Source organism: Bradyrhizobium niftali, assembly GCF_004571025.1.
GTDB classification, from domain to species: Bacteria; Pseudomonadota; Alphaproteobacteria; order Rhizobiales; family Xanthobacteraceae; genus Bradyrhizobium; species Bradyrhizobium niftali.
This window is the reverse complement of record NZ_SPQT01000015.1, coordinates 102,461-116,567: the sequence shown is the minus strand read 5'-3', so window position 1 is coordinate 116,567 and position 14,107 is coordinate 102,461. Positions and strand designations below refer to the sequence as shown.

General features: G+C 64.2%; 15 protein-coding genes. 3 read left to right on the top strand and 12 right to left on the bottom strand.

What is annotated here, in order from left to right:
* Positions 1-3: 3 nt before the first annotated feature.
* The 9 genes from E4K65_RS24640 to E4K65_RS24605 all read right to left on the bottom strand — a co-directional run bounded on the left by E4K65_RS24640 (position 4) and on the right by E4K65_RS24605 (position 7,944).
* A complete protein-coding gene (locus E4K65_RS24640) occupies positions 4-981 on the bottom strand; it encodes a type II secretion system F family protein (RefSeq protein ID WP_135176452.1) in 978 nt (325 codons plus the stop codon).
* A gap of 16 nt (positions 982-997) precedes the next feature.
* The gene (locus E4K65_RS24635) at positions 998-2,461 is read right to left on the bottom strand and encodes a TadA family conjugal transfer-associated ATPase (protein ID WP_027544259.1); all 1,464 of its coding nucleotides are present in this window, start codon (positions 2,459-2,461) and stop codon (positions 998-1,000) included.
* Positions 2,462-2,482: 21 nt separating this feature from the next.
* The gene (locus E4K65_RS24630) at positions 2,483-3,751 is read right to left on the bottom strand and encodes a CpaE/TadZ family protein (RefSeq protein WP_135176347.1); all 1,269 of its coding nucleotides are present in this window, start codon (positions 3,749-3,751) and stop codon (positions 2,483-2,485) included.
* Complete coding sequence (locus tag E4K65_RS24625; RefSeq protein WP_135176346.1) at positions 3,748-4,482, bottom strand: CpaD family pilus assembly protein; 735 nt, start codon at positions 4,480-4,482, stop codon at positions 3,748-3,750. Before E4K65_RS24625 ends, E4K65_RS24630 begins: the two co-directional genes overlap by 4 nt.
* A gap of 20 nt (positions 4,483-4,502) precedes the next feature.
* On the bottom strand, positions 4,503-5,978 hold the full coding sequence (locus E4K65_RS24620) for a type II and III secretion system protein family protein (RefSeq protein ID WP_167771105.1): 1,476 nt from the start codon (positions 5,976-5,978) through the stop codon (positions 4,503-4,505).
* An 11-nt stretch (positions 5,979-5,989) separates the two neighbouring features.
* Complete coding sequence (gene cpaB, locus E4K65_RS24615) at positions 5,990-6,790, bottom strand: Flp pilus assembly protein CpaB (protein ID WP_167771104.1); 801 nt, start codon at positions 6,788-6,790, stop codon at positions 5,990-5,992.
* Positions 6,791-6,918: 128 nt separating this feature from the next.
* Entirely contained in the window at positions 6,919-7,443 is a 525-nt protein-coding gene (locus E4K65_RS24610) for an A24 family peptidase (protein ID WP_135176343.1), read from the bottom strand.
* A 119-nt stretch (positions 7,444-7,562) separates the two neighbouring features.
* Positions 7,563-7,709: a hypothetical protein gene (locus E4K65_RS47430; RefSeq protein ID WP_167771103.1), complete on the bottom strand. Its 147-nt coding sequence runs from the start codon at positions 7,707-7,709 to the stop codon at positions 7,563-7,565.
* 70 nt (positions 7,710-7,779) lie between these two features.
* Entirely contained in the window at positions 7,780-7,944 is a 165-nt protein-coding gene (locus E4K65_RS24605; protein ID WP_027544253.1) for a Flp family type IVb pilin, read from the bottom strand.
* A gap of 268 nt (positions 7,945-8,212) precedes the next feature.
* On the opposite strand from E4K65_RS24605, the gene E4K65_RS24600 reads away from it, so the two are divergent.
* The gene (locus tag E4K65_RS24600) at positions 8,213-9,040 is read left to right on the top strand and encodes a sterol desaturase family protein (RefSeq protein ID WP_135176342.1); all 828 of its coding nucleotides are present in this window, start codon (positions 8,213-8,215) and stop codon (positions 9,038-9,040) included.
* Between the two features lie 156 nt (positions 9,041-9,196).
* Entirely contained in the window at positions 9,197-9,688 is a 492-nt protein-coding gene (locus E4K65_RS24595) for a pilus assembly protein N-terminal domain-containing protein (protein WP_135176341.1), read from the top strand.
* Between the two features lie 190 nt (positions 9,689-9,878).
* On the opposite strand, the gene E4K65_RS24590 is transcribed toward E4K65_RS24595, so the two are convergent.
* From E4K65_RS24590 to E4K65_RS24580, 3 genes are all read right to left on the bottom strand, one after another.
* Positions 9,879-10,091, bottom strand: a complete 213-nt coding sequence (locus E4K65_RS24590; protein WP_011084262.1) for a cold-shock protein — start codon at positions 10,089-10,091, stop codon at positions 9,879-9,881.
* A gap of 277 nt (positions 10,092-10,368) precedes the next feature.
* Complete coding sequence (infA, locus tag E4K65_RS24585; RefSeq protein ID WP_027544250.1) at positions 10,369-10,659, bottom strand: translation initiation factor IF-1; 291 nt, start codon at positions 10,657-10,659, stop codon at positions 10,369-10,371.
* 23 nt (positions 10,660-10,682) lie between these two features.
* Positions 10,683-12,263 carry a DEAD/DEAH box helicase gene (locus E4K65_RS24580; RefSeq protein ID WP_135176340.1) on the bottom strand — a complete coding sequence of 527 codons (1,581 nt, stop codon included), beginning with the start codon at positions 12,261-12,263 and terminating at the stop codon, positions 10,683-10,685.
* A 480-nt stretch (positions 12,264-12,743) separates the two neighbouring features.
* On the opposite strand from E4K65_RS24580, the gene urtA reads away from it, so the two are divergent.
* Positions 12,744-14,066 carry an urea ABC transporter substrate-binding protein gene (urtA, locus tag E4K65_RS24575; RefSeq protein ID WP_025576786.1) on the top strand — a complete coding sequence of 441 codons (1,323 nt, stop codon included), beginning with the start codon at positions 12,744-12,746 and terminating at the stop codon, positions 14,064-14,066.
* Positions 14,067-14,107: the final 41 nt, after the last annotated feature.

The following is a 14,107-nucleotide window of genomic DNA, read 5'->3' as shown; positions in this document are numbered from 1 at the left end:
CCGTCAGAAATCGAAGTTGATCATCTTCTTCATCACCATGATGCCGATCGACATCCAGACGACGCAGGCGACCAGCATGAGCTGGCCGGTAGGATGGGTCCACAACAGGGAGATGTAGTGCGGTGTCGTGAGATAGACGAGGAACATCACGATCGGCGGCAGCGAGCCGATGATGCCGGCCGAGGCCTTGGCCTCCATCGACATCGCCTGGATCTTTTCCCTCATCTTCTTGCGGTCGCGCAGCACCTTGGAGAGGTTGCCCAGCGCTTCGGAGAGGTTGCCGCCCGACTTCTGCTGGATCGAGATCACGATGCCGAAGAAATTCGCTTCCGGCAGCGGCATGCGATCGTAGAGGCGCGAGCAGGCTTCGCCGAGCGGCATGCCGATCGCCTGTGTCTCGATGATGGCCAGGAATTCGCTGCGCAGCGGCTCGGGCGAATCGGCGGCGACCACCTTGATCGATTCGAACAGCGGCAGGCCCGCCTTGATGCCGCGGACGATCACGTCGACGGCGTCGGGCAGCGCCGCCAGGAATTTGTTTTCGCGGCGCTTCTTCAGGAAGCTGAGTGCCCAGCGCGGCAGTCCGAAGCCGCCGGCGAAGGCGAGGCCGGCGGCGCCGAGCAGGCCGCCACCGACGAACATGGCAACCGCGAACAGCACGCCCGCCACGACGGCGGACGCGATCCAGAATTTCTGCGGCGTCCAGTCCAGCCCCGCCTGCGACAGACGGACGCTGAGCGGAACGCTCTTCTCCTGCTGACGTCGGGCCTCGAGATCCTTCAGCGAAGTCTCGACCTGTTCACGGCGCGAGCGCTGGCTCTTCTCGGTCTGCTTGGCCATGGGCGCGTCGGCGCGCGCGATCGAGGCGCGGCGGCTTTCCGCCTTCCGCTCCCCGGACAGCAACGGATAGAGGAACACCCAGGCGATGCCGCCGACAGCGGCGGTGGCGAGGAAGGCGAGGGCGAGGACCTGCATGTTCATGGCGGCGCTGACCTGCTCACGTCTGCTGCGCCACTTCGGCCGCGTCGAGCGCGGCGCCAAGGCGCTTCTCCTCGCCGTAATAGCGAGCGCGTTCCCAGAACTTCGGACGGCCGATGCCGGTCGAGCGATGCCGCCCGATGATCTTGCCGTTGGCGTCCTCGCCGACCATGTCGTAGAGGAAGATGTCCTGGGTGATGATGGTGTCGCCTTCCATGCCCATCACCTCGGTGATGTGGGTGATGCGGCGCGAACCGTCGCGCAGGCGCGCGGCCTGGACGATGACGTCGATCGAGGCGCAGATCATCTCGCGGATGGTCCGCGACGGCAGCGAGAAGCCGCCCATCGTGATCATGGATTCGCAGCGCGACAGCGCCTCGCGCGGGTTGTTGGCGTGCAACGTGCCCATCGAGCCGTCGTGGCCGGTGTTCATGGCCTGAAGCAGGTCGAACGCCTCGGGGCCGCGGACTTCGCCGACGATGATGCGTTCGGGGCGCATACGCAGGCAATTGCGCACCAGCTCGCGCATGGTGACCTGGCCTTCGCCTTCGATGTTGGGCGGGCGGGTTTCCAGCCGCACCACATGGGGCTGCTGGAGCTGGAGCTCGGCCGCGTCCTCGCATGTGATGACGCGCTCGTCGTGCTCGATATAATTGGTCAGACAGTTGAGCAGAGTGGTCTTGCCCGAGCCGGTGCCGCCGGAGATCAGCACGTTGCAGCGGACGCGGCCGATGATCTGGAGGATTTCCGCACCCTCCGGCGAGATTGCGCCGAACTTGACGAGCTGATCCAGCGTCAGCTTGTCCTTCTTGAATTTGCGGATGGTGAGTGTGGGCCCGTCGATCGACAGCGGCGGCACGATGGCGTTGACGCGGGAGCCGTCGGCTAGACGCGCGTCGCAGATCGGCGAGGATTCGTCGACACGCCGGCCGACCTGGCTGACGATGCGCTGACAGATGTTGAGGAGCTGCTGGTTGTCACGGAAGCGGATGCCCGTGCGCTGGATCTTGCCAGCGACTTCGATGTAGACGGTGTTGGCGCCGTTGACCATGATGTCCGCGATGTCGTCGCGCGACAGCAGCGGCTCGAGCGGACCGTAGCCCAGAACGTCGTTGCAGATGTCGTCGAGCAGCTCTTCCTGCTCGGCGATCGACATCACGATGTTCTTGATCGCGATGATCTCGTTGACGATGTCGCGGATTTCCTCGCGGGCCGACTCCGAGTCGAGCTTGGCGAGCTGGGCGAGGTCGATGGCCTCGATCAGCGCGCCGAAGATGGTCGCCTTGACCTCGTAGTAATTGTCCGAACGGCGGGTTTCCATCGCCGGCGCAGGCCTCGCCGGGGCAAGCGGCGGCGAGGCGACGACCGGCGGGGGCGGCGCGCGCGACACCGTCGGCGCCGGAGCCGGGGCAGGCTCTGGCGACACGGCGCCGGGCTTTGGGGCCCGAAGGTCGGTGTCTGTTCCGCTACGCTTACCAAACACTTAACGACTCCATGCGGCGGCTTATTTTCCCCGCAACTTCTCAATCAGGGGTGAAAGCAGGGACGACTTTTGTTTCTTCGTTTCGCTGCGGCCGGTCAGGCGCTGGGCGATCTGGAGGAACATCTCGATCGACTTGTGGTTGGCGGAGATCTCCGCGATCATCTGGCCGTTGTTGGCTGCCGAGCCGAAGATCTGCGGCTCGAACGGGATCGAGACGACCGGCTGGCTCTCGATCGCCTTGGCGAACTCCGCAGCGGCGATTTCGGGACGTTTCGGCACTCCGACCTGGTTCAGGCAGTAGAGCGGCGGCCGGTCGTTGGGGCGCGCTGCCTTCAACAGGTCGAACAGGTTCTTGGCATTGCGCAGATTGGCGAGATCGGGCGCCGCCACGATCAGGATGTCGTCGGCCCCGATCAGAGCGCGCTTGGTCCAGCCCGACCATTGGTGCGGGATGTCGAGCACGATGCAAGGCATGGTGGAGCGCAGCGTGTCGAATACGGCATCGAAGGCATCGGTGCCGAAATCATAGACCCGGTCGAGCGTCGCCGGCGCCGCCAGCAGGCTTAGGTGGTCGGTGCATTTCGACAGCAGGCGGTCGATGAAGGCGGTATCGACGCGATCGGGCGAGAACACGGCGTCCGCAATGCCCTGCGGTGGGTCCTGGTTGTAGTCGAGCCCGGCGGTGCCGAAGGCGAGGTCGAGATCGGCGACGACCGCGTCCATCGCAAGGTCGCGCGCGATCGCCCAGGCGACGTTATGGGAGATCGTGGACGCGCCGACGCCGCCCTTGGCGCCGACCACGGCGATGATGCGGCCGACCGCCTTGGCTTCCGGCGCGGAGAACAGGTTGCAGATCGAGCGCACGACGTCGATCGCGCCAACCGGCGCGAGCACGTAGTCGCTGACGCCGCGGCGCACCAGCTCGCGATACAGCGTGACGTCGTTGATGCGGCCGATCACGACCACACGGGTGCCGGCGTCGCAGACGGTGGCGAGCTGGTCGAGCCCGCCCAGGAGGTCGTTGCGCCCGTCGCTCTCGAGCACGATCACGTTCGGCGTGGGCGCCGAGCGGTAGGCTTCGACCGCAGCCGCCATGCCGCCCATCTGGATCTTCAGGTGGGCCTTGCCGAGACGTCGATCCTCGCCGGCCGATTGTACCGCGGCAGCAGTTTCCACGGTCTCGCAGAAGGCCTGGACCGAGACGCGCGGCGCAGGCGCAATATGCTCCTCGACCGGTGGCGAAGCTGCTTCCGGCTGCTCTTCGTGTGTTTGCCTGGCGTAGCTGATCATCTGCCGGTGTCGCTGAGTTTGGCCTTGTCGGCCTCAGGATAGGCGACCGCCGTCGGTACACCCTTGCGATACTTCTCGAACGCAGCGGTGCGCCGTATCGTATAGGAGGGAGTCTCCGGCCGGGGCTGCTCGAGGTCCGACGGATTGTCGACCATGGCTGCGAGGTTGCGCTGATAGGCGCAACCGTAATTGTAGTATTCCTTGTTCTCGAACCAGCTCCTGTTCTTGATCGAGGGGCCGATGTCCTCCGGCCACAGCCCGCAGGGGCCCGCGACCGCGGCGATCTTGGAATAGGTCAACCGGATCGGCGGCAGGAAGCGCTTGTCTTCCGGCTGGTAGGGGCGGGCGATGATACCGCGTGGCGGAACGCCCGCCGCCGCCAGCATCGCCTGGATCTCACGCATCGACTCCGCGACCGGACGCGCGTTGGGCGTCCCGGACGGCACGTCGATATGGATGGCGCCGGTGCCTTCATGCAGCCAGGCCGATGCCAGACCCATCACGTCGGCGCGCTGGGCCGCGGTCAACCCGCCGCGAGCGTGGCCGACGAAGACGACGATCGAGCGGTTCTGCTCCTCGATCGCGATCGGATGACGCTGCTTGTAGCTGTCGGGAATGGAGGCGGTGACCGCTTCGTCGTGCTGGCAGCCGCCGAGCGCAAGCGCAATGCCGACGAGCGCGCCACCGACGCCGATGGCGCCTCTGCGAATCTGGGGTGGTCTTGTGGTCATAACGAAGTCCCCGTTCCGCTTTAGTCGGTGATGAAGCCGTAGGTGCCGCGGTAGTTCCGGGCCGGTTCGGTCCGGCCAGGCACGCCGTAGATGCGGTTGATGTTGCCGAGCAGCTCGACCTGCGGATCGGCAGGCGCGGAGAAGCCGTCATCCGGCCGCGACAGGTCCTTCTGCGCCACTGCGCGAACGATATAAGGCGTCACGATCACGACCAGCTCAGTTGCGTTGTTGACGAAGTCGCGGCTGCGGAACAGCGCGCCGAGGATCGGCAGCTGCATCATGCCCGGCAGCCCGCTGACCGCCTGCTTGGTCTGCTGCTGGATCAGGCCGGCCATCGCCATCGCACCGCCGGAGGGAATCTCCAGCGACGTCTCCGCCCGGCGGGTCTTGATCGAAGGCACGGTGAGCGAGTTCACCGTCGACAAGGTCACGGCCTGCGACAGCGTGATCGCATTCTCGTTCGACAGTTCCGAAACCTCGGTCATCACCCGCAGGCTGATCTTGCCCTCGGTCAGCACCACGGGCGTGAAGTTGAGCGAGATGCCGAACTTCTTGAAGCTGATCTGGGTGGTACAGACATGCGTCGTGGGATCGCACGCGTAGCCCGCCGGTACCGGGAATTCGCCGCCGGCGATGAAGGTCGCCGACTCGCCGGAGATCGCGGTCAGGTTCGGCTCGGCCAGCGTCCGGATCACGCCGGCGGTCTCCATCGCGCGCAGGGTGGCCTGCACCGACGGCGTCGCGCCGAACTTCGTGGTCAGGCTGTTGCCGTCTACCAGATTCTTGCCAAGAGCGGTGAACGGGTTGGAGTTGGTGAAGCTCACCACGGACGTGCCGTAGTTCAGGTTGGCGGTGAGGTCGATGCCGAGCTGCTTGACGATGTTGCGCGCGACTTCGGCGACCGTCACCTTGAGCATGACCTGGTCGCGGCCGCGGACCACGATCGAGTTCACCACCTTGTCGGCGCCGCCGGCGAGGCGCGCGGCGAGATCGTTGGCCTGCTGCGCTTCCATCGGGTTCGCGGCCGTGCCGGTCAGCACGACGCCTTCGCCGAGGCCGTCGATCTGGATGTCGGAATTGGGCAGGATTTGCTTCAGCGCCGCCCGCACGCCGTTGAGGTCGCGCTTGACCGCGATGTCATAGGCCGCGATCTGCTGGCCGGCGGAATCGAAGAACACGATGTTGGTCTGGCCGACCGTGGCGCCGATGATGTAGGCGCGCTGCGACGAGCGGACCACCGCATTGGCGATCTTGGGATCGGCGACCAGCACATCCTTGATGTCGCGCGGGAGGTCGATCACGATGGACTTGCCGACGCCGAGGGAGAGGAAGCGCGCGTTCATCTGGCCGTCGGCCGCGACCGGCGCCACGGGGCGGTAGTCGGCGGCGACCACGGGGCTCAGCGCCGGATTGAGCACCAGCGCGAGAGCGGCCGAAAACGACAGGGCGCGGACCATTGAGGTTCGCATCGTCGCCAAATCTGCCCTGCATTTCATATCGACTGCCCTCATCGTGCCTTCGCCGTCGAGCTTGGGATACCGTAGCGAATGATCGAAACGCCATCGCGCTTCTGTGCGGAATCATCGAGCGTGATCTCGCTCATCTTGACGTCGACGATGCTGCGCAGCGCCAGCGACAGAGTGCCGCTCTGGCGGGCGGCAGAAAGCGTCGCCGTCTGCGCGGGATTGAGCTCGAGGGTGACGGTCTTGCCGACCACCGTATTCTGGCCGTCCTTCTCCTTCGGTGCCTGGTCGATGGCCAGGACGCGGATGTTGGCCAGGATGATCTCGGACGTGACGATATCAGGGGCGCCGCTGTTCGGGTCCGGGTTCTTGAGGCGGCGCGTCAGAAGCACGTCGACGCGGTCGTTGGGCAGGATGAAGCCGCCTGCGCCGGTCTCGGGCGATATCTCGGTCGAGATCGCGCGCATGCCGGTGGGCAGGATTGCCGCCATGAAGCCGGAGCCTTCGGCCTTGACCAGTTTCTGGTCGCGGATCGGCTCACCCTGGATGAAGGGGGCGCGCGCGATCGAACCGGTCACCTGGGTCACGCCCTCGGGGCGCTCGTTGCGGCGGATGAAGGTGGTGCTGGCGGTCGCTGCCGGCCAGGTCTGCCATTGCACGTCTTCCGGTTTTACGGTCTGGCCGAGGCCGATGTCGTTCTTGGCCACCAGCACGTCGACAGTTGGAAGCTGCGCGACCGGAGCCGCCGGAGGCGGCGCAGAATTGTCCGAGCCGCTCGCCAGGTACGCGGCGACACCGCCGGCGCAGATGGCGACCGTCAGGACGACAATGCGTGCCCTATTCATACGCTTCACTTTCCAAACTAACGCCGCGACGCAGCCGCCGCCGTAATCGGCAGTTGACCAGCTATTCGTCAAAGCATGGTTAATGAGGCGTATCTAAATCGGCTTAACGCCGGGTTTACCCGGAACGTTCAGCGCAGTGCGAGATGAGCGAGGTCGATCGCCTTCACCCATTCGGTCTCCGGGTAGACCATCAGCGCGCTCAGTGCGAGCGCGATGCCGTAGGGAATGCCGCTCTCCTTGGCGTGCAGTCGTGCGAGCCAGGCCTGGCCCGCGAGGCCGTAGGGCAGCGGCCATTGCCGGAACTGGAGCAGGAGCAGCGTCAGCGCGCCGCCGAACAGCGAGGCGTAGAGCAGGAAGTTCATCAGCTGTGCGAAGCCGAACCAGAGCGCGACGGAGGCCGCGACCTTGGCGTCGCCACCGCCGACCCAGCCCATCGCAAAACAAGTGAAGGCGCCGACCAGGACAAGCGCGCCGGCGCCGACATGACCGAGCACCTCGTAAGGTGCCATGCCACCGGCGAGTGCGAGCGCGAAGAAGCCCGCGACCAGCGCCAGCGAGACGCGGTTCGAGATGGTCATCGTGAAGAGATCGCTCGCGGCGGCGAACGCCATCAAGGCCGGGAAGAGCAGAAGGCGCGCAAGGTCGAGGGTCATGGGCTGCGTCTTGAGGCCGGGGTTCGTCGCGAGATCTGGCGTCGCCCGATGCTAGCCGGCAGTGCTAAACAAACCGACAACGGCGGCGGCTTTGACAGGCGGGCCCGCGAGAGGCGGGCTCACCAGAGGCTGGCAATGCGTGCGGCGAGTGCGAGCGTCGCAAGCAGCAGTGCAAGGCAGACCCAGTAGGTCGGCGAGCCGGTCTGCGCCGCCTCCGCCTCGCCCGCCGCAACCGCGGCATCGGTTCTGTACTTGCGCAACGCCACTGGAACTCGCCGTACTCGGAAAAACAAAGGCCCCGGAGATCCGGGGCGTTTGCCGTCGCTTGTCGCTCGCTTACTTCAGCGACGTGCTGATCGAGGTGAACTTGGTGTTCAGCGTGGTGCCGAGGTTGTTGACGACGGTGATGATGGCCAGCGCGATGCCGGCGGCGATCAGGCCGTATTCGATGGCGGTGGCGCCGGATTCATCCTTGGCGAAACGCGCAATCAGGTTCTTCATGAACAAACTCCATCTGGGGTTGGATCGCCTCGTTCGGCGCTGTCTTTGACGCGATAACCATGAAAGCCGAGCTCTTTCGGTGAAGTTAATTCGATCGTGCAAACCCGATCCCTGCGCGATGCTTTTACCCAGAGTGAATTTCACCTTAAGACGCCGGCTGGAATTCGCTCCGGTTCCGAATGTGGCGCAAGTGCGCCGCCGGCTTCATCCTCCTTTAAATTTCGCGGAGTAGGCGTAGGAGGACCAGCAATTCGGAAGAGAGGCGACGATGTCGAGCCTGCCCATGCAAGTCGCCCTGATGCTCGGCGAGACCATCGCGAAGGTGGTCCCCATCACCCTCGCGCTCGCGGCCGTCTTCACCGTGCTCGAGCATTTCTGGGCCTGCAATCCCGGCACGCCCTGGTGGCGCAAGCGGGAGATCGTGACCGACATCTGCTACTGGTTCTTCGTTCCGGTGTTCGCCCGCACAATGCGGATCGGGCTCTTGATCGTCGGCGCGAGCCTCCTCTTCAACATCCACGATGCCGACGATCTCATCGCCTTCTACGACAATGGCCACGGCCCGCTGGCGCTGTTGCCGCTCTGGGTCCAGGCTGTTCTATTCCTGGTCCTGTCGGATTTCATGCTGTACTGGCTGCACCGGTTGTTCCACGGCGGCGAGTTCTGGAAGTATCACGCGATCCATCACTCCTCGGAGGAGATAAGCTGGATTTCGGCGGCCCGCTTCCATCCCGTCAATCTCATGCTCGGTTCGATCGGGGTCGACGTCGCGCTGCTGATGGCCGGCATCTCCCCGAACGTCATGGTCTGGCTTGCCCCGTTCACGACCTTCCACTCGGCCTTCGTGCACGCCAACCTGAACTGGACCTTCGGGCCGTTCAAATACGTGCTGGCAACGCCGGTGTTCCACCGCTGGCACCACACCTCGCTCGAGGAGGGTGGCGACACCAATTTCGCCGGGACCTTCCCTCTGTGGGACGTGCTGTTCGGCACCTTCCGCATGCCGGAAGGGCAACTGCCGCAGGATTACGGCAAGGACGAAGCGACCATGCCCAAGGAGATCGCGGGCCAGTTCGCCTATCCGTTCCGCCGCTAGCACGACCGCGAAGGCCGCAAAGCGCCAGTCCGTTCAAACAATAGTCGGCGAATTTGCGGAACGTTCACGAATTGAGGGCAGGTTAGCGCGGTCGGGCACCGGCTCCGCTGTTATCTGATCGCTTCTGCCGGTTTGTGACGTCCCGGGAGTAAGAGTATGCGTAAAGAACTGCTGCGTCGCCATGCGCGCGTGTGTCTTCTGGTTGTGGCCGCGGTGCTGGCATCGCCGGCTGCCGGTCTTGCCGAATCCACCGCCGACACCATCGCCGTCAATGTCGATCAGGCCAAGCTGGTCCGGCTGCCCGGTAAGGTGGCGACCATCGTCGTCGGCAATCCCCTCATCGCCGACGTCACGCTCCAGCCCGGCGGCATGATCGTCGTGACCGGCAAGGGCTACGGCGCCACCAATTTCATCGCGCTCGATAGGGGCGGCGAGATCCTGGTCGATCGCCAGATCCAGGTCGAAGGTCCGAGCGACCGGCTCGTCACTGTCTATCGCGGGGTCGAGCGCGAGTCCTATAGCTGCATGCCGATTTGCCAGCGTCGCGTGACGCTGGGCGACAGCGACAATTTCTTCAACACCACGATGAGCCAGGCCGGTACGCTGAGCAACAATGCCAGCGGCAACGCCGGCGCCAAGCCCAACTAGCAAGACCAACTAGCAAGACTGATAGGCGGGATTGCCGGGCAGGATCGTGCGGTCCGGTCCGGCCTCTCGCACCGGCGAGGAGGGATTCTCCCGGTTCGTCGAACATGAAAAAAGGCCGTGCGTCGCGCACGGCCTTTTCTGTTGTTTTGGTTTGCTCGCTCGAGCCGATCCGGACCGAAGGTCCGTTGGCTCAGCCGGCGGAGCGAAGATTGTCGGCGGCCGACTTGCCGGACCGGCGATCGGCAACGATCTCGTAGGAGATCTTCTGGCCTTCGCGCAGCGTGCCGAGGCCAGCGCGCTCGACGGCGCTGATGTGCACGAACACGTCCTTGCCGCCGTCGTCGGGCTGGATGAAGCCAAAGCCCTTGGTCGCGTTAAACCACTTCACGGTTCCCATGCTCACGGGGGTAGTTCCTTCTCAGATAACACAATGTAAGAGCCCGCTCGCGCGGGCAGGTTAGATCGAATTTCTGGAAGGGTCGTCAGCGTGTCTGAACCGGCTGTACCGGTGGATGCCAATGTCGTCCGGCCGAAAATCGATTAATTCATTTTATTGGAAATGGGGCTTCAAAACAATCCTGACGCGCACGATTTTTTGATCCGCCGCGATGTGCGCGGCAGATCAGCATACAGGTCAGCATTTTAATTCCGCGCTTGCGCGCGGAATGGTCGTTCGCCGCTTAGCGGCGACGGAACTGACCACCGCGCTGCGCGCCACCCCGCGGCGGTCCGCCGGATGATGCGGGACGTTCGTCCTTGTGGCGGAAAATCAGTCGGCCCTTCTCGAGATCGTAGGGCGACATCTCCACCGTCACGCGGTCGCCCGCGAGCGTCTTGATGCGGTTCTTCTTCATCTTGCCGGCGGTGTAGGCAACGATCTCGTGTCCGGCATCGAGCTGCACGCGGTAGCGGGCGTCGGGGAGGATTTCGGTGACCAGTCCTTCGAACTGGATCAGCTCTTCCTTAGCCATGAATGTCTCCAGGTCGTGGACGGCTAGTGCGAGTAGGGTTTGCGGGTCGATTGGCCGTTCGGCCGACTCTCGCGGCGCAAAAAGGCAACGCCTTGTATCCCATCAGACGTCCCAGCGCTATGCGCGGAACGCTGTTCCGGACGGTCGGTCGGCGAAGAATGCATCTTACCGCCGGAGCGGCGGCGACGAGACCCCTTGGAGGCCTTCGGGCCGCTGCCGGGCCTTCCTTCAACATGCCTTCCGTCGCCATGCCGGCCTTCACCGGGCCGTCCATCACCCTGCTTGCCGGCGCTATGGTGGCGTCCGTCGGCATGCCTTTCGTCGGCACGCCGTCCGTCACCGTGCCGTGCGCCTTGCGGACGCTGGCCCGGGCGGCCCGGCCGGCCCTGTCGTTGCTGCGGCGAGGGAGGACCTGCATCGCGGCGACCGGCATCGGTGCGGAGGTCTTCGCGCGTCAGCGCCACCTTGATCAGCCGCTCGATGTCGCGGAGATAGCTGAGCTCCTCGCCGCCTGCGACCAGCGAGATCGCGGTGCCCTCTGCGCCGGCGCGCGCGGTGCGGCCGATGCGGTGGACGTAGGTCTCGGGCACGTTGGGCAGGTCGAAATTGATGACGTGGGTGATGCCGTCGACGTCGATGCCACGAGCGGCGATGTCGGTGGCGACCAGCGTGCGGATGTCGCCGGAGCGGAACTGGGCGAGCGTGCGCTCGCGATGGTTCTGCGACTTGTTGCCGTGGATGGCGCTGGCGGCAATGCCGGCCTTCTCGAGCGTCTTCACCACCTTATCGGCGCCGTGCTTGGTGCGGGTGAAGACCAGCGCGCGGTTGATCGGCTCGTCCTTCAGGAGCTTGGTCAGGAAGGCGGGCTTGGCCGAGAAGTCGACCTGGAGGATGCGCTGGTTGATCCGCTCGGCGGTCGAGGAGACCGGGGTCACCGCGACACGGGCGGGATCACGCAGCATGGAGTCGGCGAGCTCGGCGATGTCCTTGGGCATGGTGGCCGAGAAGAACAGCGTCTGCCGCTTGATCGGCAGCTTGGCAACGATCTTCCGGATGTCGTTGATGAAGCCCATGTCGAGCATGCGGTCGGCCTCGTCGAGCACGAGGAATTCGACGCTGCCAAGCTTCAGCCCGTTGCTCTGCACGAGGTCGAGCAGGCGGCCGGGGGTGGCGACCAGCACTTCGACGCCCTGCATCAGCGAGCGGACCTGACGGCCCATCGGCACGCCGCCGATGGCGAGCGTCGAGGACAGGCGGATGTGGCGGCCATAGGCGTTGAAGCTGTCGAGGATCTGGCCGGACAGCTCGCGGGTGGGCGACAGGACCAGGACGCGGGTGGTCTTCGGCTGCGGCTTGATGCGGTGCTCGAGTAGGCGGTGCAGGATCGGCAGCGCGAAGGACGCGGTCTTGCCGGTGCCGGTCTGGGCGATGCCGACGACGTCGCGGCCGGTCAGCGCCGTGGGAATGGTCTGGGCCTGGATGGGGGTGGGGGTGACGTAGTTCTCTTCGGAGAGAGCACGCGCGATCGGTTCGGCGAGGCCGAAGTCCTGAAACGAAGTCAAAAGATGGGTTCTTTCCATGTCAAAGGCGGGCGCCCGGCGCATTCAGCGCGGCGCGCGCAAACGGGTGTCGAGAAGACACCTGCGTGTTTGGGGTGTCGGATGGCTTGGGAGATATGGGGCAAGCCAGACGCCCGTAGAGGGCTTAAGAACACGCGGCTCGCAACGACCCCTTGATTCGCAAGAGGTCTCGACCGTCCATATGGAACATTGAGCGGGCGCTTTCAAGGCAGGTTGGCCCGAAACGGCGTTTGCGGTGCAGAAATAGTTATGCCGGAAATTTAGACAGAGGTATCGTTTTGCTCAAAAAACGCACTGTCTGCCACATTAGCATACAATTTATTTGCTCAAGTCTTGAGCAATCAGACTGCGGCTAAATTTCGATTTTTGCCAGTTTTTCGAATAAAACCAATGGCTTGGTGTGTGTCCAGCCCATGGCATGGTTCTTGCGATTCCGTTAACCGCAGGCGGCCGTGGGGCCGTTTCGCAGCGTTTTCACGTCTGCGTCAGGGAGATGATACACAAATGCTTACCAAATCCACTCACGATATAGCGGCGTCATTTAGCCGCCGCGGCGTGCTCGCTGCGACCGCCGGACTGATGCTCGGTCTGGCCTCAATTTCCGGCGCGAAGGCCGCGGACGACACCATCAAGGTCGGTGTGCTTCACTCTCTCTCCGGCACCATGGCCATCAGCGAAACCACGCTGAAGGACACCATCCTCTTCCTGATCGATGAGCAGAACAAGAAGGGCGGCGTGCTCGGCAAGAAGCTCGAAGCCGTCGTCGTCGATCCCGCTTCGAACTGGCCGCTGTTCGCCGAAAAGGCCCGCGAGCTGATCACCAAGGACAAGGTCTCGGTCGTGTTCGGCTGCTGGACCTCGGTGTCGCGCAAGTCGGTGCTCCCGGTGTTCAAGGAGCTGAACAACATCCTGTTCTACCCCGTGCAGTACGAGGGCGAGGAGAGCGAGCGCAACGTGTTCTACACGGGTGCTGCGCCGAACCAGCAGGCGATCCCCGCCGTCGACTACCTGATGAAGGACGAGAAGGTGAAGCGCTGGGTGCTCGCGGGCACCGACTACGTCTATCCGCGCACCACCAACAAGATCCTGGAAGCCTATCTGAAGTCGAAGGGTGTCGCCCAGGAAGACATCATGATCAACTACACGCCGTTCGGTCACTCCGACTGGCAGACGATCGTGGCCGACATCAAGAAGTTCGGCTCGGCCGGCAAGAAGACCGCGGTGGTCTCGACCATCAACGGCGACGCCAACGTCCCCTTCTACAAGGAGCTCGGCAACCAGGGCATCAAGGCGAAGGACATCCCGGTGGTCGCGTTCTCGGTGGGTGAGGAAGAGCTCGCCGGCATCGACACCAAGCCGCTGCTCGGCCATCTGGCCGCCTGGAACTACTTCCAGTCGATCAAGTCGCCGGAGAACGAGAAGTTCATCAAGGCGTGGCAGGCCTACACCAAGAATCCGAAGCGCGTGACCAACGATCCGATGGAAGCGCACGTGATCGGCTTCGACATGTGGGTCAAGGCGGTCGAGAAGGTGAAGTCGACCGATCCCGACAAGGTCATCGACGCTCTCCCGGGCATCGAAGCCAAGAACCTGACCGGCGGCACCTCCAAGATGCTTCCGAACCACCACATCACCAAGCCGGTGTTCATCGGCGAGATCAAGGCGAACGGTCAGTTCGACGTGGTCTGGAAGACCCCGGGTCTTGTCGCTGGCGACGCCTGGTCGAAGGAGCTCGACGGCTCCAAGGACCTGATCGGCGATTGGGTCGGCAAGAAGTGCGGCAACTTCAACACCAAGACCAACAAGTGCCTGGGTTCGGGCTCCTGATCCGGATCTGACGCTCCACTACGCGACTGGAGAAGGCGGCG

Bases quoted from the DNA above. Each gene is read 5' to 3' on its own strand.
- E4K65_RS24595 (WP_135176341.1), top strand. From the start codon at position 9,197: ATGCGTAAAGAACTGCTGCGTCGCCATGCGCGCGTGTGTCTTCTGGTT.
- E4K65_RS24620 (WP_167771105.1), bottom strand. From the start codon at position 5,978: ATGAAATGCAGGGCAGATTTGGCGACGATGCGAACCTCAATGGTCCGC.
- E4K65_RS24605 (WP_027544253.1), bottom strand. From the start codon at position 7,944: ATGAAGAACCTGATTGCGCGTTTCGCCAAGGATGAATCCGGCGCCACC.
- infA (WP_027544250.1), bottom strand. From the start codon at position 10,659: ATGGCTAAGGAAGAGCTGATCCAGTTCGAAGGACTGGTCACCGAAATC.
- E4K65_RS24630 (WP_135176347.1), bottom strand. From the start codon at position 3,751: ATGATCAGCTACGCCAGGCAAACACACGAAGAGCAGCCGGAAGCAGCT.
- urtA (WP_025576786.1), top strand. From the start codon at position 12,744: ATGCTTACCAAATCCACTCACGATATAGCGGCGTCATTTAGCCGCCGC.
- E4K65_RS24610 (WP_135176343.1), bottom strand. From the start codon at position 7,443: ATGACCCTCGACCTTGCGCGCCTTCTGCTCTTCCCGGCCTTGATGGCG.
- cpaB (WP_167771104.1), bottom strand. From the start codon at position 6,790: ATGAATAGGGCACGCATTGTCGTCCTGACGGTCGCCATCTGCGCCGGC.
- E4K65_RS24600 (WP_135176342.1), top strand. From the start codon at position 8,213: ATGTCGAGCCTGCCCATGCAAGTCGCCCTGATGCTCGGCGAGACCATC.
- E4K65_RS24580 (WP_135176340.1), bottom strand. From the start codon at position 12,263: ATGCGCCGGGCGCCCGCCTTTGACATGGAAAGAACCCATCTTTTGACT.
- E4K65_RS24640 (WP_135176452.1), bottom strand. From the start codon at position 981: ATGAACATGCAGGTCCTCGCCCTCGCCTTCCTCGCCACCGCCGCTGTC.
- E4K65_RS24625 (WP_135176346.1), bottom strand. From the start codon at position 4,482: ATGACCACAAGACCACCCCAGATTCGCAGAGGCGCCATCGGCGTCGGT.